The sequence below is a fragment of the Bradyrhizobium sp. LLZ17 genome (assembly GCF_041200145.1).
Lineage (GTDB): Bacteria > Pseudomonadota > Alphaproteobacteria > Rhizobiales > Xanthobacteraceae > Bradyrhizobium.
Map to the genome: position 1 here is coordinate 5516749 of NZ_CP165734.1, position 21457 is coordinate 5538205.

The following is a 21457-nucleotide window of genomic DNA, read 5'->3' on the forward strand; positions in this document are numbered from 1 at the left end:
TGACCCGCCATGATCGGCCCGAAGGCGTGATGCGCGGCAGGAAGCTCGACTGACATGAAACGTCTCAAGATCCTGCGGCGGTGGTTCACGCGAAAGTTCGGCTTTGCGCGGCTGGTGTGCCTTGCGCTGCTGGTCGTGTTTGCAGCCCTGCGCGTCTGGGATCCGCCGCCGGTGCAGGAGCTGCGGCTGCGCAACTTCGACATATTTCAGTTGATAGATCCGCGCGAAAAGGCAGCGGTGCGACCGGTCACGATCGTCGACATCGACGACAAGAGCCTCGCCAGGCTCGGCCAGTGGCCGTGGCCGCGCACGCGAATCGCGGACCTGATCCAGAACCTCACCAGCAACGGTGCAGTGGCGATCGGCTTCGACGTCGTGTTCTCGGAGCCCGATCGGCTCAACCCGGATCTGGTCGCGAACCAGATGCGCTATCTGGACGACGCCACACGCACCAAGCTGCGCGATTTGCCGAGCAACGACCAGATCCTTTCGGAGGCGATCAAGCGCTCCCGCGTCGTGCTGGGCGAGACCGGACAGCCGGCGATCACGTCGGAAATCGACAAGACGCTTCCCCTTCACCGGTGTGGCGACGGTCGGCGAAGCGGAGGCCGAGCGCTTCCTGTTCGAATTCCCCGGGCTGCTGCGCAACGTGCCTGTGATCGAGACGGTGGCGGCGGGCCGCGGGCTGTTCACGATCAGGACCGAACGGGACGGCCTGATCCGGCGCGTGCCGATGATCATGCGCGCGCAGGGCAACATCATGCCTTCGCTCAGCCTCGAGATCCTGCGGGTCGTCACGGGGACGCCGACGCTGCTGGTGCGCACCGACAAGACCGGCATACGCGGCGTCCGCCTCAAAGGTGTCGAGATCCCAACCGACGAGAATGGCCAGCTCTGGGTGCACTATGCCCGTCACGATCCCTCGATCTATGTCTCGGCAGCCGACGTGCTCGACAACACCGTGCCGCCGAGCAAGATCGCTGGAAAGCTGGTGCTGATCGGCACCTCCGCCGTCGGCCTGAACGACATCAAGACCACGCCTGTGGCGCGCGCCATGCCGGGAGTGGAAATCCACGCCCAGGTCCTCGAAAGCGTGCTGAGCGGCGCTGCGATCTCGCGGCCGAATTATGCGCTCGGCGTCGAGCTGCTTGCCGCGATGATCATCGGCATCCTCGTCATCATCTTCACGCCGAATCTCGGACCGGTGCGGCTGGTGATTGCCGGCGCGATGTTCGCTGCGGTCCTGGTCGGCACGTCCTGGTTCTTCTACTGGAAATACCGCTACCTGATCGACTTCACTTACCCGTTGTTGTCGACCACCGCGCTCTACCTGACGCTGATCTTCGCGAGCTTCGTGCGTGAGCAACGCCAGCGCGTGCAGATCCGCGGCATGTTCGCGCAATACATGTCGCCGGTGCTGGTCGAGCAGCTGGCGCAGTCGCCGGAGAAGCTCGTGCTCGGCGGCGAGGAGCGCGAGATGACGATCATGTTCTCCGACGTGCGCGGCTTCACCACGATCTCGGAGAGCTACAAGCACGATCCGCAGGGCCTGATCGCGCTGATGAACCGCTTCCTGACGCCGCTCACCGACGTCATCATCGAACAAAAAGGCTATATCGACAAATATATGGGCGACGCCATCATGGCGTTCTGGAACGCGCCGCTCGACGACGCCCAACATGAGCTCAACGCCTGCGAGGCCGCGATCCAGATGCTTGACCAGATCGACGCTGTCAACAAGGAGCGCGAGCAGGAGGCCGCCGACGGCGGCCACGTCTACATCCCGCTCAATGTCGGTATCGGCCTCAACACCGGCATCGGCGTGGTCGGCAACATGGGCTCCGATCTGAAGAAGAATTACTCAGTGCTCGGCGACAGCGTCAACCTGGCCTCGCGCCTCGAAGGCCAGACCAAGGAATACGGCTTCCCGATCATCGTCGGCTCCAGGACGGCGCTCGCCGCCAAGGACAAGTTCGCAATCCTCGAGCTCGACTTCATCATGGTCAAGGGCAAGACCGAGCCGGAAGTGATCTACGCCATCGCCGGCCGTGCGGACGTGATGCATTCGGCCGCCTTCCAGCGCCTGCGCAACATCACCATCGAAATGCTCGGCTGCTACCGCAGCCGCAACTGGCAGGGCGCCCTCGACGCCATCGAGCGCGGCCGAAACAGCGAGGACGCCGGCACGCTGGAAAAGCTGTTCGGGCTCTATGAAGCGCGCATCAAGGATTTCCAGGTTGATCCGCCGCCGGAAGGATGGACCGGGGCGTATGCACTGCTGACGAAGTAGGCGTGGGTGTGTGGTCCCGGTTGCCGCCGACACGCCCGTCATTGCGAGCTCTCGCACGGTGGGGCAAAGGCGCTCTTGCGCCGTGCCCACCCTATCGCTTCATACCGAGTCAAAATGGTGGGCACGCTTCCGCCTTCGCTCTGCGAGCTACGGCGGACAAGTCGCTTTGCCCAGCCTACGATGTCTGCTCAAGCGTCACACCAACTGTCGTCCCGGCGCAGGCCGGGACCCATACTCCGCAGCAGAAGTAGTTGCACGAGATCGGAATTGGCTTTCGTCGCCAAATCCAATTTTGTGGTTATGGGTCCCGGCCTTCGCCGGGACGACAGTGGTGTTTGACGCGGCCGAGTCTCCCGCCTCACTCCACCCCGATCGTCGTCAGATCCTGGAACCAGTGCTGCGCCTGCACGAACTGCTTGATCTTCGGCGACAGCGCGTGCGGGTTGGTGTCGTGGACGACCCAGACCAGCACGGCATCGTCGACGATCAAGGCATGCGCCTGTGCGATCAAATCGTCCTGTTTGGCGGCATCGAAGGTCTGCTTGGCTTCGTTGATCAGCGCGTCGACCTTCGGGTTCTTGTAGCCGCCCCAGTTGACGCCGACCGGCGCGATCTGGTCGGAGGCGAAGAAGCGGACGATGGCGTAGAGCGGATCTGATGTCACGTAGGCGATGTTGTTGGCGGTGATGCCGGCGTTGATCTCGTCGGCCGCGCCCTTGCGCCAGTGCGTATAGAGCGTCTCGAGCTCGACCACCTTGAACTCGATGTCGATGCCGATCTCCTTGAAGCTCTGTTGCAGGAACTCGTTCATCGGCAGCGACAGCATCTGGCCGGTGCCGCCCTGCGCGATGATGAAGGTCGCCTTCAGCGGCTTGTCCCTAGAGTAGCCGGCTTCCTCGACCAGCTTCTTCGCAGCAGCCGGATCATATTTCAGCTCGAAGCTCGGCTTGCCGAACCAGGGGCTCGACGGGTCGACCTGGCCCTTGGCGGGCTTGGCAAGCCCGTTCATCAGGCCCACCACCGCCTCGCGATCGATCGCAAGGTTGAGCGCCTTGCGCAGGCGGATGTCGGTCCAGGGCGAGCCTGGCAGCACGCTCAAATGATAATTCCAGACATGCGGCGTGACGTTGTCGACGAGCTTGATGCCTGCGGCCTTCAACTGCGGCACCGCATCCGGCGCCGGCGTCTCGATCAGGTCGACTTGCCCCGCGAGCAGCGCGTTAGTGCGCGTCAGCGCTTCCGGCATCGGCACCAGCACGATCTTGTCGACCTTTGGAATGCGCTTGGCGTTCCAGTAGTCCGGATTCTTGCTGAGCTCGGCAAGCTCGCGCGGCACCAGCTTGGTGAGCTTGAACGGGCCGGTGCCCGAGGGCTGGCTTGCGAACTTGTCCCAATCCTTGCCGAGCTTTTCATACTGCGCGGGGCTCGACACCAGGAACCACAGCATCTGATAGGGGAAGAAGGAATCGACCTTCTTGGTCGTGATCTCGATCGTGGACTCGTTGATCTTGGCGTAGCTCGCGACCGACGGCAGCCGCGTCTTCACCTGCGCGCTCTGGCGCTTGTCGAATTGCGGCGCCTTGTCGTTGAGCACCTTGTCGAGATTCCAGATCACCGCATCGGCGTTGAACTCGCTGCCGTCGTGAAACTTCACCCCCTTGCGAAGCGTGAAGCGCCATTTGGTCTTGTCGGTGTCGTCGACTTTCCATTCCGTGGCGAGGCCGGGCACCAGCTTGCCGGGGCGGTCGGCGACGTCCATCTCCCAGGCGACCAGCGGATCGTAGATGGTATAGGCTGTGAACTGATAGGCGCCGGCGCCGCGATCGGGCTGGCCGGTGGTCAGCGGAATGTCCGCCATCGAGATGCCGTAGCGCACCACGGTTTCGGCGTGCGCGGAGATTGCGGACAACGCCAGCGCGAGCACGGCGAGACAGGTCGATAATCGATGACGCATGGCCCAAAGCTCCAAGGAAAAACTCAAGACAAATTCGGGGCCAAACTTGCAAGCTTGATGCCAGAATAGGCAGTAAGGCACTTTTGCGGAGGCTTGATCACAAGGACTTGTCGTCGCAGGGGCAATTTGCAGAATAAGTTTCCCCACTGGCATAGCCATTGCATACGTTTGCATCAAAATTAATCATCGAAAGCCGGAAAAGGACCAAGGCCATGCTCATCAAGACAACTCGCGCGGCGCTGATTGCGGCGCTGGCGCTGACGACGGCCGCCGCATGGCCGCGCGCCGCCTCTGCCGAAACCGTGCTGCGCATCGGCATGACCGCTGCCGATATTCCGCGCACGCTGGGCCAGCCCGATCAGGGCTTTGAAGGCAACCGCTTCACCGGCCTGACCATGTATGACGCGCTCACCGGCTGGGACCTGTCTTCCGCGGACAAGGCCAGCGTGGTGATCCCCGGGCTTGCGACCGAGTGGAAGGTCGACGATGCCGACAAGACCAAATGGACCTTCAAGCTGCGCCCCGGCGTGACCTTCCATGATGGCTCGCCGTTCAATGCCGATGCGGTGGTGTGGAATGTCGAGAAGGTGTTGAAGCAGGACGCCCCGCAGTTCGATCCGAGCCAGGTCGGCGTTACGGCGTCGCGCATGCCGACGCTCCTTTCTGCCAGGAAGCTCGACGACATGACCGTCGAGCTCACCACCAAGGAGCCCGACAGCTTCCTGCCCATCAACCTCACCAACCTCTTCATGGCGAGCCCGGCGAAGTGGCAGCATTTCTACGACAAGGCCGAAGGCGCCGACGCCAAGGCAAAGTCGCAGGCCGCCTGGACCGCCTTCGCCAAGGACGCCGCGGGCACCGGCCCCTGGAAGATGGCGGCCTTCACGCCGCGCGAGCGGCTCGAACTGGTCAAGAACGCGAATTACTGGGACAAGGCGCGTGTGCCCAAGGTCGACAAGATGGTGCTGCTGCCGATGCCGGAGGCCAACGCGCGCACCGCGGCGCTGCTGTCCGGACAGGTCGATTGGGTCGAGGCGCCGGCGCCGGATGCGTTGCCCGAACTCAAGCAGCGCGGCTTCAAGCTCTACGCCAACGAGCAACCGCATGGTCTGGCCCTGGCAGTTCTCGCGTATTGAAGGCTCGCCCTGGAACGACATCCGCGTGCGCAAGGCGGCAAACCTCTGCATCGATCGCGAAGGCCTCAAGGACGGATTGCTCGCGGGGCTGATGGTGCCTGCGACCGGCACCTTCGAGCCAGGCCATCCCTGGCGGGGAAAACCGACTTTCGAGATCAAGTATGACAAGGCGGCCGCGCAGAAGCTGATGCAGGAGGCCGGCTTCGGTCCCAACAAGAAGCTGACGGTCAAGACCCAGACCTCCGCGTCCGGGTCGGGGCAGATGCAGCCGCTGGCGATGAACGAATATCTCCAGCAGGCGCTGGCCGAATGCTATTTCGACGTGCAGCTCGACGTCATCGAGTGGAATACGCTGTTCACCAACTGGCGCCGCGGCGCCAAGGACCCGTCGGCCAACGGCGCGAACGCGACCAATGTCACCTATGCGGCGATGGACCCGTTCTTCGCGCTGGTGCGCTTCCTGCAATCGGGCATGGCGCCGCCGGTCTCGAACAATTGGGGGTTCATCAACAATCCCAAGTTCGACGAGCTCGTGAAGAAGGCGCGGCAGACTTTCGATCCTGCCGCGCGCGACGCCGCGCTCGCCGAGCTGCACGCAGCCTCCGTCGACGATGCCGCCTTCCTCTACGTCGCCCACGACGTCGGCCCGCGCGCCATGAGCCCGAAGGTCACGGGCGTGGTGCAGCCGAAGAGCTGGTTCATCGACTTCTCGCTGGTGTCGATGCAGTAGTTCGCGCCACACGCACACTGCACCCTCTCCCCCTTGTGGGAGAGGGTGGCTTCGCGAAGCGAAGCCGGGTGAGGGGTTCTCTCCGCGAACTCCTCTCTCTGATTTGAAATGTCTGTACTCGCGGACAGAACCCCTCATCCGGCGCTTTGCGCCACCTTCTCCCACAGGGGGAGAAGGGAAGAAAAGAAACAACGTGCTCGCCTATATCGCCAGACGAATCGTCTACGTCGTTCCGATCGTCATCAGCGTCGCGCTGGTGTGCTTTCTGCTCGTGCATATCACGCCGGGCGATCCACTGGTCGCGGTGCTGCCGGCCGATGCCTCGCAGGAGCTCGCCGCCCAGCTGCGCACCGCTTACGGTTTCGACCGTCCACTGCCGGTGCAGTTCGGTCTGTGGCTGCTCCGCGCCCTTCACGGCGATCTCGGCAATTCCATCGCCACTGGCCGCCCGGTGCTCGCCGAAGTCATGCGCGCGGTCGGCAACACCGTCACGCTGGCGATTGCCGCCGGGATCATCGGCTTCACGATGGGCATCCTGCTCGGCCTGGTCGCCGGCTATTTCCGTGAGACCTGGATCGACAAGCTCGCCACATCATTTGCCATCGCCGGCGTCTCGGTGCCGCATTACTGGCTCGGCATGGTGCTCGTCATCATCTTCTCGGTCGAGCTGAACTGGCTGCCCGCTGTGGGCGCCGGGCCGAACGGCTCCAGCTCCTGGGCCTGGGACTGGGCGCATTTGAGATATCTGGTGCTGCCGGCGATCACGACGTCGGTGATCCCGATGGGCATCGTGACCCGCACCGTGCGCGCACTGACCGGCGACATCCTCTCGCAGGATTTCGTCGAGGCGTTGCGGGCAAAAGGCCTGCACGAAACCGGCGTGTTCCGCCACGTCATCAAGAACGCCGCGCCGACCGCGCTGGCGGTGATGGGGCTGCAACTGGGTTACATGCTTGGCGGCTCGATCCTGATCGAGACCGTGTTCTCTTGGCCGGGCTCGGGCTTCCTGCTCAATTCGGCGATCTTCCAGCGCGATCTGCCGCTGTTACAGGGTACGATCCTGGTGCTGGCGCTGTTCTTCGTCTTCCTCAATCTGCTGGTCGACATCGCCCAAGCCGCGATCGACCCGCGCATCAAGCGGGGCTAGCGGGATGAGGTGGCACACATTCAGGGTCGTCCCGGCGAAGGCCGGGACCCATAACCCCAGTAAGCGGCTGTGGGACGAGACGGCAACCACGAGTCTTCGCCAAACTACCTTTCGTGGTTATGGGTCCCGGCCTTCGCCGGGACGACGTTGGAAGTTGCGGTGATGAGCGAGCTCCCACTTCAAGTGACCGCCGACGCCGCGCTGCAGGCAGCGCCTGCGACCAGGGCGCGCGGCTATTGGGCGACTGTCGGCCGCCGTATCGCCCGCGACAAGGTCAGCATGGCTTGCGCGCTTGTGCTGCTGTTGATCTTTCTGTCCGCGATCCTCGCGCCGTGGCTAGGACTGGAGGATCCCTACAAGGGCTCGATGATCCGCCGCCTCCGCCACATCGGCACATCAGGCTATCCGCTCGGCACCGACGAACTCGGCCGCGACATGCTGGCCCGGCTGATCTATGGCGGGCGGCTGTCGCTGGTCATCGGCATCCTGCCCGTGATCCTCGCCTTCGGCATCGGCACCTCGCTCGGCCTCGTCGCCGGCTATGTCGGCGGCAAGCTCAACACCGCGATCATGCGCACGATCGACGTGTTCTACGCTTTTCCATCCGTGCTGCTGGCGATCGCGATCTCCGGCGCGCTCGGCGCCGGCATCCTCAATTCCATCGTATCGCTGACCGTCGTGTTCGTGCCGCAGATCACCCGCGTCGCCGAAAGCGTCACCACCGGCGTGCGCAACATGGATTTCGTCGAGGCCGCGCGCGCCTCCGGCGCCGGCCCCTTCACCATCATGCGCGTGCATATCCTCGGCAACGTGCTGGGCTCGATCTTCGTCTATGCCACCAGTCTCATTTCGGTCTCGATGATTCTGGCGGCCGGTCTCTCCTTCCTCGGCCTCGGCACCAAGCCGCCGGAGCCGGAATGGGGCTTGATGCTCAACACGCTGCGGACCGCCATCTACGTCAATCCCTGGGTCGCAGCGCTCCCCGGCGCGATGATTTTCGCAGTCTCGATCTGCTTCAATCTGCTCTCGGACGGTCTGCGCAGCGCCATGGACATCAGGAATTAGAGAATGATGAGAGCGATGCAGACAGCCAGGGCCTCGGTGCCACACCTCTCCCGAAGGGAGAGGTCGGATTGCATCGCTAGATGCAATCCGGGTGAGGGGTTAGACTGCTTCGAGTTTGCCGCGCCCCCTCACCCGCGCCTTCGGCGCGACCTCTCCCCGTTGGGGAGAGGTGGGAGACCGCCGCGATGACAACGATTGAGCCGATCGCCATGCTGAAGCCCGTCGAGGATCGCGGCGGTCTCGCGCAGCCGCTGCTCAAGGTCAATGGCCTGACCAAGCATTTTCCGGTGCGCGGGGGCTGTTCGCCGCCAAGCGCACCGTGCGCGCAGTCGACAATGTCTCCTTCTCGGTCGCCAAGGGCGAGACCGTCGGCATCGTCGGCGAGTCCGGCTGCGGGAAGTCGACCACCGCGCGGCTTTTGATGCATCTGATGCCGCGCGATACTGGCGACATCATCTATGACGGCATGGCCGTCGGTCCGTCGCTGAGCTTGCGCGAACTGCGCCGCGGCATGCAGATGGTGTTCCAGGATTCCTACGCCTCGCTTAATCCGCGCCTCACCATCGAGGAATCCATCGCGTTCGGCCCGAAGGTTCACGGCATGGCCGATGGCGCGGCGCGCATCCTGGCGCGCGAGCTGCTCGGCAAGGTCGGCCTGGTCCCGGCGAATTTCGCCAACCGCTATCCGCACGAGATTTCCGGCGGCCAGCGCCAGCGCGTCAACATCGCGCGGGCGCTGGCGCTGTCGCCGCGGCTGGTGATCCTCGACGAAGCGGTGTCGGCGCTCGACAAATCCGTCGAGGCGCAGGTGCTCAATCTGCTGGCCGATCTCAAGCGCGAGTTCGGCCTGACCTATCTCTTCATCAGCCACGACCTCAACGTGGTCCGCTACATCAGCGATCGCGTGCTGGTGATGTATCTCGGCGAGGTCGTCGAGCTCGGCCCGGTCGATCAGGTCTGGGACAGGCCTGCGCATCCCTACACGCGCGCACTCCTGGCCGCGATGCCGTCGTCCGATCCGGACCGTCGTACCGAGACGCCGCCGATCACGGGCGATCCGCCCAATCCGATCGATCCGCCGCCGGGCTGCCGCTTTCACACCCGTTGCCCGTTTGCGGAGCCGCTCTGCGCAAATGCGACACCAAAACTCACCGCGCTCGATACAATGGGCCACGAGGCTGCCTGCTACATGGCGATTCCGGGTTCAGGCCATAGCCGCGCGCCCAGGGAGAAGACCGCATGACGAGACCGACACCGAAAGAGATCAAGCCGATCGCACAGCTCGCTGGCATTCCCGTGGACGACGAGATCGCAACGCGCATTTCCAATTCCATCGGACCTGCGTTCGAAGGCTTCGCGGCCATCGCCGGAACGCTGCCCTTCGACCTCGAACCGGCTTCCTACGTGCTCGCACAGACCGCGAAGGTGTCAAAATGAGCACCGAGCCCGCCTTGATGACGCTCACCGAGGTCGCGCGTGCGATCGCGATGAAGCAGGTCTCCTCGCAGGAGGTGACGCGCGCGCTGCTGCACCGCATCGCGCAGTGGCAGCCGCATCTCAACGCCTTCATGTCGATCGAATCGGAAGCCGCGCTGAAGGCGGCCGTGGCCGCCGACGCCTGGCTTACCAAGGGAATCGTCCGCGGCCCGCTGCACGGCGTGCCGCTCGCGCACAAGGACATGTATTACGATTCGGGGCATGTCGCGACTTGCGGCTCGCTGATCCGCCGCGATTTCGTGGCGGCCACGACCTCGACCGCCTTGCAGCGGCTGAAGGATGCCGGCCAGGTCCGGCTCGGCACGCTGCATCTGGCTGAATTCGCCTACGGCCCGACCGGGCACAACCATCACTATGGTCCGGTACGCAATCCCTGGAATGTCGCGCATATCACCGGCGGCTCGTCGTCCGGCTCCGGCTCGGCGGTCGCGGCGCGCTTGACCTATGCAGCGCTGGGCTCTGATACCGGCGGCTCGATCCGCATGCCCGCGCATTTCTGCGGCGTCACCGGGCTGAAGACCACCTGGAGCCGCGTCAGCCGCGCCGGTGCGATGCCGTTGTCGCAATCGCTCGACACTGTCGGCCCGCTCGCCCGCACGGCCGAGGATTGCGCGCTACTGTTGGCGGTGATGGCCGGCCCCGATCCCGAGGACTCGACCGCGAGCCACGAGCCGCTGTCGGATTATGTCGCCGCGACCAGGGGCTCGCTGAAAGGCCTGAAGATCGGCGTGCCCGCCTCCTTCTATGTCGATGATCTCGACGGCGAGGTCGCGCGCGTGCTGGACGAGACCATCGCGGTGCTCAAGCGCGAGGGCGCCGACATCGTCACCGTCGAGCTGCCTGACCAGCGGCAATTGTCCGCGGCAAGCCAGCTCGTGCTCGCGGCCGAAGCCGCCGCCTTCCACAAGCGTTGGATGATCGAGCGGCCGCAGGATTACGGCCCGCAGGTCCTGATGCGGCTTCAGAACGGCCTTGCCGTTCCCGCCATCACCTATCTCGAGGCGATGCGCTGGCGCGGGCCGGCGCTTGCCGCGCACAATGCGGCTACAGTCGGCGTCGATGCGGTGATCGCGCCGGCATCGCCCGTGCCGGCGCCGACGATCGCGGAAAGCGACGTCGGTGGCGGACCGAATGCGCCGGCGCTGTTGCAGCGGCTGACGCTGTTCACCCGTCCGGTCAACTATCTCGGCCTGCCGTCGCTCACCGTTCCCTCCGGCTTCACCAAAAGCGGCCTGCCGATCGGCATGCAGCTGATCGGCCGCTCCTTCGACGAAGCGACCCTGCTCACCATCGGCGCCGCGTTCCAGCGCGCGACCGATTATCACGACCGGATCCCCAAATTGCCGTCATGACAAAGCTCGTCGAGATCTCAGGCCTCAACATCCGCTTCACCGGCGAGCGCGCGGTCTATGCCGTGAACGATCTCAGCCTCTCGCTCGGCGACGGCGAAGTGCTGGGGCTGCTCGGCGAGTCCGGTTCGGGCAAGAGCGTGACTCTGCGGGCGTTGATGCGGCTATTGCCGAAGAAGCGCACGCAGATTTCGGGCGCAGTCAATGTCATGGGACGTGACGTGCTCGCCATGAACGACGAGGAGCTGTCGTCGTTCCGCGGGCAGACTGTGTCGATGATCTTCCAGGAGCCGGCGCTGGCGCTCGATCCGGTCTACACCATCGGCGCACAGATCGCCGAGAGCGTGGTGCGCCACGAGGGCAAGTCGCACGCGGAGGGCCGCGCGCGGGCGCTCGATATGCTCGAGGTCGTGCGCATTCCCTCGGCCAAGCGAAGGCTCGACGCCTATCCGCACGAAATGAGTGGCGGCATGCGCCAACGCGCCATGATCGCGCTGGCGCTGGCCTGCCGGCCGAAGATCCTGCTCGCGGACGAGCCGACCACGGCGCTCGATGCCACCGTGCAGATCCAAATCCTGCTGCTGCTGCGCGAGTTGCAGCGCGAGTTCGGCATGTCCGTCATCTTCGTCACCCACGACATTGGCGTTGCGGTCGAGATCTGCGACCGCGTCGCGGTGATGTATGCCGGCCAGATCGTGGAGCAGGGGACCCTTCGCGACATCGTCCGCTCCCCCGTGCATCCCTACGCCAAGGGCCTGCTCGCCTCCACCATCCATGGCGCCAAGCGGGGGCAGCGGCTCGAGACCATCCCCGGCACCCCACCCTCGCTGGCCGAGAGGCCGCACAATTGCTCCTTCGCCCCGCGCTGCACCGTGGCGCAGCCGCGCTGCCTGGAGCAGTTGCCTGCGACTGTCGAGGTGGGACCGGGCAGGGCGGCCCGGTGCGTGCTGGCAGCCTCGGTGGCCGCGCCCTCGCCGGAGCGCGCCTGATCCCGGGAATTCCCCGCACCAGCAGCGGGTTGTCACACTCCATCGGGCGCGGTCGGCGGAGACCCGTTCTACTGTGCATGGGGTTGTTTTCGACATTTTTGCCTGCGCGGGGGCCTCCGAAAGCGCGGGAACCTGTATTCACACCCCGTTCATCCCGATTGCGGTTCCATGCTCCTCGTTCACGGAGAGGGACTTCAACTTATGTATATTTCTGGCCAAAGCTTCATCATCATCCTGTTCGTCGGCCTGGTGGCCGGCTGGCTCGCCGGCAAGGTCGTGCGCGGAACAGGGTTCGGCATCATCGGCGACATCGTGATCGGCATCGCCGGCGCGTTTATCGCCAGCTTCCTGTTCCCGCGGCTCGGCATCCACTTGGGCCTCGGGCTGGTCTCGGAGATCATCTACTCGGCCATCGGCGCGATCATCCTGCTGCTGGTGGTGCGGCTGGTGCGCGGCGGCGGCCGGTTCTAGCGCTCGCACGTCCAGTCGATCGGAACTTTGCGCCTCTCCCCAAGCCGGGGGGAGGCGTCGTTTTTTTGCTATGAAAAGCCACAAAGACTGTGGAATACCGGACTTGCGCATTAGACCATCCGGGGTAGACGTGGCCGACCAAGGTCCCGGATTCAGCCGACTGCGTTGCACGCGGAAAACGCGATATTAATCCGCGGCGAGTAGTCCTCGACGTGCCGTTGAAATCAGGGGGGTTTGCCCCTCATCCGAAAGAGATCAGACTGATGGCAGCCGTTCCCGGCCTCCGCCGTTCAGAGCTCGGTGATGCGCTGCGTGCCTGCCGCACGGCGTTGATCGGGCTCGGCTTCATGAGCTGCATGATCAACCTGCTCTATCTGACCGGGTCGATCTTCATGCTCGAAGTCTACGACCGGGTGCTACCGAGCCGCAGCATCCCGACGCTGGTCGGCCTCATCGTCCTCGCCGGCGGCCTCTATATAGCGCAGGGCGTGCTCGACATGATCCGCAACCGCATCCTGGGACGGATCGGTACGGCGCTCGACGAAGCCCTGAACAAGCGCGTGTTCGACACCATCGTGCGCCTGCCGCTCTTGGTCGGCAGCCGCAACGAGGGACTGCAGCCGCTGCGTGACCTCGACAACGTCCGCTCCTTCCTCGGCGGCATGGGACCGAGCGCGTTCTTCGATCTGCCCTGGCTGCCGCTGTATCTCGCCATCTGCTTCGCCTTCCACGTCATGATCGGCCTCACCGCGCTGATCGGCGCCGTCATCCTGGTGGCGCTGACGGTGGTCACCGAGTTTCTGTCGCGCCAGCCGGCGAAAGAGGCGATGGGCCTTGCCGCCCAGCGCAACGATCTCGCCCAGTCCAGCCGCCGCAATGCCGAAGTGCTGGTGTCGATGGGCATGGCCGGCCGGCTGAATCAGCGCTGGAGCGAGGCCAACGAAAAATATCTCGCCGGCAACCAGCGTGCGAGCGACGTCGCCGGCGGTCTCGGCGCGGTGGCAAAAGTGCTGCGCATGATGCTGCAATCGGCCGTGCTCGCGGTCGGCGCCTATCTCGTCATCCACCAGGAGGCGACTGCCGGCATCATCATCGCAGGCTCGATCCTGTCCGCCCGTGCGCTGGCGCCGGTCGATCTTGCGATCGCGCACTGGAAGTCCTTTGTCGCGGCACGCCAGAGCTGGCATCGCCTCAGCCGCCTCCTGGAGCAGATGCCGGCGCAGGCGCTGCCGACCCAGTTGCAGGCACCCGCCAGCCGGCTCTCGGTCGAAGCCGTCGCGATGGTGCCGCCTGGCGACCAGCGTCTCATCGTGCAGGACGTCACGTTTGCCCTCGAAGCCGGCAACGGCCTCGGCGTGATCGGGCCGAGCGGTTCCGGCAAATCGTCGCTGATCCGCGCGCTGGTCGGCGTCTGGCATCCGGTGCGCGGCAAGGTGCGGCTCGACGGCGCGGCGCTCGACCAATGGTCGTCCGACGCGCTCGGCCGCCACATCGGATATCTGCCGCAGGACGTCGAATTGTTCGGCGGCACCATCGCGCAGAACATCAGCCGGTTCGATCCGGAGGCGACGTCTGACGGCATCATTGCCGCGGCCAAACAGGCCGGCGTGCACGAGATGATCATCAAGATGCGCGAGGGTTACAACACCCAGGTGGGCGAGCAGGGCACCTCGCTCTCGGCAGGCCAGGCGCAGCGCGTGGCGCTTGCGCGCGCGCTTTACGGCAATCCGTTCCTGATCGTGCTGGACGAGCCCAATTCCAATCTCGACACCGAAGGTGACGAGGCGCTCACGCGCGCCATCCGTGCCTCGCGCGAGCGCGGCGCCATCGTGGTCGTGGTGGCGCACCGGCCGGTCGGCGTCGAGGCGGTCGACCAGATCCTGGTGCTGCGCGACGGCCGCATGCAGGCCTTCGGCCCGAAGGAGCAGGTGCTCGCCCAGGTGCTCCAGCCCCGCGTCGCGCCGCCGGCGCCGATCAAGATCGTCAGCGAAGGCGGAGTGGCCAAATCATGAGCACGATGACGATTGCCGGCACAAAGCCGGGCGCGAAGCGGACCGTGCGGGACTCGATCCGGTTTCACTTGATGCTCGGCCTCGGGATCGTGCTGGTTCTGGCCGTCGGCCTCGGCGGCTGGGCGTCAACGGTGCAGATTTCCGGTGCACTGATCGCACCCGGCCAGATCGTGGTCGAATCCAACGTCAAGAAGGTGCAGCACCCGACCGGCGGTGTGGTCGGCGAAGTGCGCGCGCACGATGGCGACGTGGTCAAGGCGGGCGATATCGTCGTGCGGCTCGACGACACTGTCACCAAGGCCAACCTCGCCATCGTCACCAAGAATCTCGACGCATCGCAGGCGCGCGCGGCGCGGCTTCAGGCCGAGCAGCGCGGGCTGGACAAGATCGAGTTTCCGCAATCGCTGCTCGATCGTGCCGACGATCCCGACGTCAAGGTGCTGCTCTCCGCCGAAACCAAGCTGTTCGACGTCCGCGTCAACGGCCGCGCGGGCCAGAAGGCGCAGCTTCGCGAGCGCATCCAGCAGCTCAACGAGGAGATCGATGGCCTCGCGGCGCAAGAGAAAGCCAAGGACAAGGAGATCGCGCTGGTGCAGCAAGAGCTGGTCGGTGTGCGCGACCTCTATGACAAGCATCTGGTGCAGATCTCGCGCCTGACCACGCTCGAGCGCGACAGCGCCCGCCTCAACGGCGAGCGTGCGCAGTACATCGCGTCGCGGGCCCAGGCCAAGGGCAAGATCACCGAGACCGAGCTCCAGATCATCCAGGTCGACAAGGATATGGTGAGCGAGGTCTCGAAAGATTTGCGCGAGACCAATGACAAGATCGGCGAGTTGATCGAGCGCAAGGTCGCGGCCGAGGATCAGCTCCGCCGCGTCGACATCCGCGCGCCGCAGGACGGCATGGTGCTGCAATCGACCGTTCACACGGTCGGTGGCGTCGTGACTGCCGGCGATGCCCTGATGCTGATCGTGCCGCAGGCTGACGATCTCCAGGTCGAGGCCAAGGTCAATCCGGTCGATATCGACAAGCTCCAGATCGGCCAAAAGACGCTGCTGCGTCTTTCCGCCTTCAACCAGCGGACCACGCCCGAACTCAACGGCGTCGTCACCCGCGTCTCGCCCGACGTCACCACCGACCAGCGCACCGGCCAGAGCTACTACACCATCCGCGTGTCGATGTCCGCGGAAGAGGTCGCCAAGCTCGGCGACTCCAAGCTGATCCCCGGCATGCCGGCGGAAGCCTTCGTCCAGACCGGCGACCGCACCATGCTGTCCTATTTGATGAAACCGTTGCACGATCAGTTCATGCGGGCGTTCCGGGAGAAGTGACGCGCGACGGCGCGGCGATCAAGCCGCGGCGTGACGGTCCCGTAGGGTGGGCAAAGGCGCAAAGCGCCGTGCCCACCATTTTCGTTCCCCAAGGTTGATGGTGGGCACGCTTCGCTTTGCCCACCCTACGGCACCTTGTTTCTTGCTATAGTTCGACTCACGCTCAACCATCCGCGGTCGAACCATGCAATCTCCTCCCTCCATCGCCACCGAAGCCTTTTCCGACGCGACTGCGGCCGTCGCCCGTCTCGAAGAGATCTACGAGCGCAACACTAAATTCCTGCGCGACCGGTTCGAAGCCTATGTCGGCGGCGAGGCGATCACGACGCGGGCGCGGGCTTACTATCCGTTTGTCCGCGTCACGACCGCGACGCATGCGCGGCTCGACTCGCGTCTGGCCTATGGTTTCGTCGCCCGGCCCGGCGTGCACGAAACCAGCGTGACCCGGCCGGATTTGTTCCGGACCTATCTCACCGAGCAGATCGGTTTGCTGATCCAGAACCACGGCGTGCCAGTCGAAATCGGCGAGTCCAGCGAGCCGATCCCCGTCCACTTCGCCTATCGCCGCGACATCAACATCGAAGCTGCCATTAGCACCAGCGAGAACTCGGCCGTGACGCGATCGCTGCGCGATGCGTTCGACGTGCCTGATCTGGCCACCATGGACGATGCCATCGCCGACGGCACGTTCGAGCTTCAGCCCGGCGCGCCCGAACCGCTGTCGCTGTTTCGCGCCGCCCGCGTCGATTACTCGCTGCGCCGGCTCTATCACTACACCGGCACCGACCCTGAGCATTTCCAGAACTTCGTGATCTTCACCAATTACCAGTTCTATGTCGATGCCTTCGCGCAGCTGTGCCAGCAGCGCCTCCAGTCCGGCGAGGCCGGCTTTGATGCCTTTGTTGCGCCGGGCAATGTGATCACGCGCAGCGGCGGCGCGACGACAGGCGTTGCCCCGGCGCGTGCGCCGCAGATGCCGGCCTTCCACCTGGTCGAGCCCGGCTATCGCGGCATCAGTCTGATCAACATCGGCACCGGACCGTCCAACGCGCGTAACGTCACCGACCATGTCGCGGTGCTGCGGCCGCATGCCTGGCTCATGCTCGGGCATTGTGCGGGATTGCGGAACACGCAGCGGCTCGGCGACTACGTGCTCGCGCACGGCTATGTGCGCGAGGATCACGTGCTCGATCGCGAGTTGCCGCTTTGGGTGCCGATCCCGGCACTCGCCGAGATGCAGGTGGCCCTCGAGGAGGCGGTCGAGGATGTCACGGGGCTCGAAGGCTTCGAACTCAAGCGGCTGATGCGCACGGGAACCGTCGCGAGCGTCGACAACCGCAATTGGGAGATCAGCGGGCCGGAGGTCATTCGCCGCCTGTCGCAATCGCGCGCGGTCGCGCTCGACATGGAATCGGCGGCGATCGCGGCAAACGGCTACCGCTTTCGCGTTCCCTACGGCACGCTGCTCTGCGTTTCCGACAAGCCTCTGCACGGCGAGATCAAGCTTGCCGGCATGGCCAGCGAGTTCTACCGCCGCCGCGTCGGCCAGCATCTCGAAATCGGCCTGAAGGCGCTGGAACGGCTCAAGCAGCAGGAATCGGAGCGGCTGCATTCACGCAAGCTGCGCAGTTTCGCCGAGGTTGCGTTTCAGTAGGACGAAGGCCCGTTTGCTGCTGACAAGCGGAGAGATTTTCAGCATTGTCCCGCGCGGGGGCGCTCGACCGGGACGATTAGATGCCGCTGACGCGCGACAGGATCATTGGCCATGACCTCGAACGGCTGGCCTTCCGCTTCACCATGCTGAGCGACGGCGATGGTGACATCGTGCAATGCCAGATCAGCGATGCCGCGATGGATGAGCTTGCGGGCATGCAGGGTACCGAGAGCAGCGCACGGCAGGCGCAGTTCGTGTCGCTGCGCGAGACCATCGAGCGGATCGCGTCGGACCTCTACGACGAGGCGCCGCGCTTCAAGGGTTACATCGTGCGGATTTTCATGCGGCATTTGGGAAGGTAACGTCGACCCGACCTCCGCTGTCATCGCCCGGCTTGACCGGGCGATCCAGTACTCCGAGACGGTTGTGATTCAATCGACAGGCCGCGGCGTACTGGATGCCCCGCCTTCGCGGGCATGACAGCGAGCTTTTGGGGAGGCTTTCCCGACTCACTTGAGTTGACGATGCAGTTACTCCGACAAATTCCGCAGCAGCAGCTTCAGCGCCGTCGCCGCGAACGCCTGCATGTTCGCAAGCCGGTCGTTGCTGCCGGTCTCCAGCGTCATCACCTCGGCCGCAGGCCCCGCGACGGCCATGCAGCTATGGCCGGCGGCATCGCCGTAGCGGTTGCCGGTCGGACCGGTGGCGCCGGTCTCGGACAGGCCCCAGTCGCAGCCGAATCTGCCGCACATCTGCTCCGCCAGAAGTTTCGCATAAGGCTCCGAGGACGAACGGAAGCCTTTCATTCCTTCGTCCGAAATATCCATCAGCACGCGGCGCGCGTCGCGGGTGTAGACCACGGCGCCGCCAAGGAAATAAGCCGACGCGCCGGGCACCGCGAGCAGGCTCGCCGAGATCAGGCCGCCGGTCGAGGATTCCGCGACCGCGATGGTCTGCTTGCACGCAATCAGTCTGCCTGCGATTTGTTCCGCAATGCCAACCAGCTCTTTCATCCCTGCACCTCTGATCTTCGCAACCGAGCCGCGCCTTCCTAGCATATGACAGCGCCATTGGCCGAGTTGCGGACGACGGGCAGGCCTGCTTGAATAGTGGAACGCAAGACGGCGCGAGGAAGCGCTGCGCAAGGGAAACGCGACGAGGACACGTAAGGGAGACGTCATGGCGTCCCTGATCGCTGGCGGGGTGGATTGCGATGTGCATCCGGCCGTGCCGCATCTGACCAGCCTGCTGCCGTACCTGAACGACTATTGGCGTGATCAGGTGATGACGCGCGGCATGGTCGATCTGATCTCGCAATCCTATCCGCAAAACTCGCCGATCACGGCGCGGCCGGACTGGCGGCCCGAATCCGGCAAGCCCGGCTCCGCCATCGCGGACATGCAGCGCCATGTGCTCGATGCCTTCCGGGTCGACCATGCCATCTGCAATCCGCTCTACGGCGTGCAGATGGTGTTTTCCGAGGATTTGCAACCCGCCTTCTGCCGTGCGCTGAACGATTGGCTCGCCAAGGAATGGCTCGATCGCGATCCGCGGCTGCGCGGCTCGATCGTGATCCCGACGCAAAGCGTCGAGAAGGCCGTCGCCGAGATCGAGCGTTGCGCGCCCGACAAGCGTTTCGTGCAGGTGCTGATGCTGGTGATGGGCGACACGCCGCTCGGCAAGCGCGCGCTGTGGCCGATCTACGAGGCGGCGGAACGCCTGGAGCTGCCGGTCGGCATCCACGCCGGCTCCGCCTATCACAATCCGCCGACCGCGGTGGGCTGGGGTTCCTATCACATCGAGGATTATGTCGGTCAGGCGCAGGCGTTCCAGACCCAGCTCACCAGTTTGATCGTCGAGGGCGTGTTTGTCCGGCACCCGCGGCTGAAGATGGTGATGCTGGAATCCGGAATCTCCTGGATTTCCCCCTATCTCTGGCGCCTGCACAAGTTCTGGCGAGGGGTGCGGATGGAAACGCCCTGGGTCGATCGCGCGCCGCTGGAGATTGTGCGTAGCAACATCCGCTTCTCGTTACAGCCATTTGATGCGCCGCCAGATGAAGCGACATTAATTCGCCTGTTTGATCATATGCAGTCGGACGAATTGGTCCTATTCTCCACGGACTATCCGCACTGGCAGTTCGACGGCCAGGATGCGCTGCCCAAAGGGCTCACTCCCGATCTCGTGCGCAAGATCATGATCGATAATCCACACGCCACCTATCCCCGCCTGACTTAGCCGCTGCCAAAGGAGGCAAGGCGATGAATATCCAGTTCCGCGAGAGCACCGAAGCCGCTTCCCCCGTCACCGCCAAGACCGCGATCGCGGACTGCGACATCCATCCGGCGCGCGCCACCCGAACCGAACTTTATCCCTATCTCGCCAAACGCTGGCAGCATCATCTCGAGATCTACGGCGTCCATGCCTATCAGGGGATGATGGAAGGCCCGCCCTATCCCAAGGCGCAGCCCAACGCCTCGCGCCGCGATGCCTATCCACCCGAAGGCGGCCCGCAGGGCTCCTCGCTGTCTTTCATGCAGAAGCAGTTGCTCGATCCCAATAACGTGCAGTTGGGCGTGCTCAACCCGCTCAACACCGGGCAGGGCATCCGCAACCACGAGCTCTCGGCCGCCCTGTGCTCGGCGATCAACGATTGGCAGATCGACAAATGGACCTCCAAGGACAAGCGCCTGAAGGCGTCCATTGTCGTCGGCAATGAGGACGGGATGGCGGCGGCCGCCGAGATCCGCGAGCGCGCCGGTGACAAGAACTTCGTGCAGGTGCTGTTGCTCAGCCGCAATGTCGAGCCGCTCGGGCAGCGCCGCTACTGGCCGATCTATCAGGCTGCGGAGGAAGCGGGGCTGCCGGTCGGCGTCCACGCCTTCGGCTTCGGCGGCAACCCGATCACGCCGTCGGGCTGGCCGAGCTATTACATCGAGGAGATGGTTGGCCACTCGCAGTGCCAGCAATCCGCGTTGGCGAGTCTCGTGCTCGAAGGCGTGTTCGAGCGCTTCCCGAAACTGAAGATGGTGATGATCGAGGCAGGCTTCGGCTGGGCGCCCTCACTGGGATGGCGGCTGGACAAGGTTTGGCAGCGCCTGCGCAGCGAGGTGCCGCATGTGAAGCGGCCGCCGTCGGAATATATCCGCGAGCAGGTGTGGTGGACGACGCAGCCGATGGAAGATCCGGAGCGGCGCGAGGATCTGTTCGACGTCATCAAATGGATCGGCTGGGACCGGCTGCTGTTCGCGACCGACTATCCGCATTGGGACTATGACGAGCCCTCGCGCGTGCTGCCGCCCGGCGTCAGCGAGGCCAATCGCGAGGCGTTCTACCTCGGCAATGCCAAGAAGCTCTACGGCATTTGCTGATGGCGAGACACGTTATTGGTCCGGTCGACGAGCTGCCGCCGGGCACGCGAAAATTTCTGGAGATCGACGGACGGCCGATCGCGGTCTTCAACATCAAGGGCGAATATTTCGGCCTGATGAACCGCTGCCCGCATCAGGGCGCAGCGCTATGCGAGGGCCCGCTGATCGGCCTTGCGCAATCGAGCGACCCCGGCGAGATCGAATACACCAAACTCGGGGAGATCATCCGCTGCCCCTGGCATGGCTGGGAGTTCGACGTCCGCACCGGCCAATCCTACTGCGACCCCCGCCGCTTTCGGGTCAAGGCGTATCCGGCACATGTCGAGCCGGGCGCGAGTGTGGTGAAGGGGCCGTATGTCGCCGAGACCATACCGGTGAAGGTCGAAAGGGACTACGTGGTGGTGGAGCTGTAGGGCGGCCGCTGTCATTCCGGGGCGCGCCTCTTGGCGCGGGCCCGGAAT

The 21457-nt window shown here is 64.5% G+C and carries 15 protein-coding genes and 3 pseudogenes; 16 read left to right on the forward strand and 2 right to left on the reverse strand.

Annotation, left to right across the window (positions count from 1 at the left end; translation table 11 throughout):
- The first annotated feature begins 54 nt into the window (after window positions 1-54).
- Window positions 55-2290, forward strand: a pseudogene (locus AB8Z38_RS26445) (CHASE2 domain-containing protein).
- 358 nt (window positions 2291-2648) lie between these two features.
- Here the strand turns inward: AB8Z38_RS26445 and AB8Z38_RS26450 are convergent.
- Window positions 2649-4244, reverse strand: coding sequence for an ABC transporter substrate-binding protein (locus AB8Z38_RS26450; RefSeq protein ID WP_369720664.1), 1596 nt, complete (start codon window positions 4242-4244; stop codon window positions 2649-2651).
- Window positions 4245-4456: 212 nt separating this feature from the next.
- Between AB8Z38_RS26450 and AB8Z38_RS26455 the strand changes: the two are divergent.
- The 12 genes and pseudogenes from AB8Z38_RS26455 (at window position 4457) to AB8Z38_RS26510 (ending at window position 17987) form a co-directional block, all read left to right on the forward strand.
- Window positions 4457-6110: pseudogene (locus AB8Z38_RS26455) on the forward strand (ABC transporter substrate-binding protein).
- Window positions 6111-6303: 193 nt separating this feature from the next.
- Entirely contained in the window at window positions 6304-7257 is a 954-nt protein-coding gene (locus AB8Z38_RS26460) for an ABC transporter permease (RefSeq protein ID WP_369720665.1), read from the forward strand.
- A 162-nt stretch (window positions 7258-7419) separates the two neighbouring features.
- A complete protein-coding gene (locus AB8Z38_RS26465) occupies window positions 7420-8322 on the forward strand; it encodes an ABC transporter permease (protein ID WP_369720666.1) in 903 nt (300 codons plus the stop codon).
- Window positions 8323-8507: 185 nt separating this feature from the next.
- Window positions 8508-9565: pseudogene (locus AB8Z38_RS26470) on the forward strand (ABC transporter ATP-binding protein).
- Window positions 9562-9759 carry a hypothetical protein gene (locus AB8Z38_RS26475; RefSeq protein ID WP_369720667.1) on the forward strand — a complete coding sequence of 66 codons (198 nt, stop codon included), beginning with the start codon at window positions 9562-9564 and terminating at the stop codon, window positions 9757-9759. Before AB8Z38_RS26470 ends, AB8Z38_RS26475 begins: the two are co-directional and overlap by 4 nt.
- Window positions 9756-11171 (forward strand): amidase, encoded by a 1416-nt coding sequence (locus AB8Z38_RS26480; protein ID WP_369720668.1) that lies wholly within the window; start codon window positions 9756-9758, stop codon window positions 11169-11171. The genes AB8Z38_RS26475 and AB8Z38_RS26480 overlap by 4 nt, the downstream gene beginning before the upstream one ends.
- Window positions 11168-12157: an ABC transporter ATP-binding protein gene (locus tag AB8Z38_RS26485; protein ID WP_369720669.1), complete on the forward strand. Its 990-nt coding sequence runs from the start codon at window positions 11168-11170 to the stop codon at window positions 12155-12157. Before AB8Z38_RS26480 ends, AB8Z38_RS26485 begins: the two co-directional genes overlap by 4 nt.
- 201 nt (window positions 12158-12358) lie before the next feature.
- Complete coding sequence (locus tag AB8Z38_RS26490) at window positions 12359-12628, forward strand: GlsB/YeaQ/YmgE family stress response membrane protein (protein ID WP_369720670.1); 270 nt, start codon at window positions 12359-12361, stop codon at window positions 12626-12628.
- 263 nt (window positions 12629-12891) lie between these two features.
- Window positions 12892-14640 carry a type I secretion system permease/ATPase gene (locus AB8Z38_RS26495; protein ID WP_369720671.1) on the forward strand — a complete coding sequence of 583 codons (1749 nt, stop codon included), beginning with the start codon at window positions 12892-12894 and terminating at the stop codon, window positions 14638-14640.
- Window positions 14637-15971: an HlyD family type I secretion periplasmic adaptor subunit gene (locus AB8Z38_RS26500; RefSeq protein ID WP_369720672.1), complete on the forward strand. Its 1335-nt coding sequence runs from the start codon at window positions 14637-14639 to the stop codon at window positions 15969-15971. Before AB8Z38_RS26495 ends, AB8Z38_RS26500 begins: the two co-directional genes overlap by 4 nt.
- Before the next feature lie 184 nt (window positions 15972-16155).
- Window positions 16156-17625 carry an AMP nucleosidase gene (locus AB8Z38_RS26505; protein WP_369720673.1) on the forward strand — a complete coding sequence of 490 codons (1470 nt, stop codon included), beginning with the start codon at window positions 16156-16158 and terminating at the stop codon, window positions 17623-17625.
- A gap of 80 nt (window positions 17626-17705) precedes the next feature.
- Entirely contained in the window at window positions 17706-17987 is a 282-nt protein-coding gene (locus AB8Z38_RS26510; RefSeq protein WP_369720674.1) for a DUF1488 family protein, read from the forward strand.
- Between the two features lie 168 nt (window positions 17988-18155).
- Here the strand turns inward: AB8Z38_RS26510 and AB8Z38_RS26515 are convergent, their stop codons facing one another.
- Window positions 18156-18638 carry a CinA family protein gene (locus AB8Z38_RS26515; protein ID WP_369720675.1) on the reverse strand — a complete coding sequence of 161 codons (483 nt, stop codon included), beginning with the start codon at window positions 18636-18638 and terminating at the stop codon, window positions 18156-18158.
- A gap of 166 nt (window positions 18639-18804) precedes the next feature.
- Here AB8Z38_RS26515 and AB8Z38_RS26520 point away from each other — a divergent pair, with 166 nt between their 5' ends.
- The 3 genes from AB8Z38_RS26520 to AB8Z38_RS26530 are packed head-to-tail and all read left to right on the forward strand — an operon-like array spanning window position 18805 to window position 21409.
- Window positions 18805-19863, forward strand: coding sequence for an amidohydrolase family protein (locus AB8Z38_RS26520; protein ID WP_369720676.1), 1059 nt, complete (start codon window positions 18805-18807; stop codon window positions 19861-19863).
- Between the two features lie 23 nt (window positions 19864-19886).
- Window positions 19887-20996, forward strand: a complete 1110-nt coding sequence (locus AB8Z38_RS26525; protein WP_369720677.1) for an amidohydrolase family protein — start codon at window positions 19887-19889, stop codon at window positions 20994-20996.
- Window positions 20996-21409, forward strand: a complete 414-nt coding sequence (locus tag AB8Z38_RS26530) for a Rieske (2Fe-2S) protein (protein WP_369720678.1) — start codon at window positions 20996-20998, stop codon at window positions 21407-21409. The genes AB8Z38_RS26525 and AB8Z38_RS26530 overlap by 1 nt, the downstream gene beginning before the upstream one ends.
- Window positions 21410-21457: the final 48 nt, after the last annotated feature.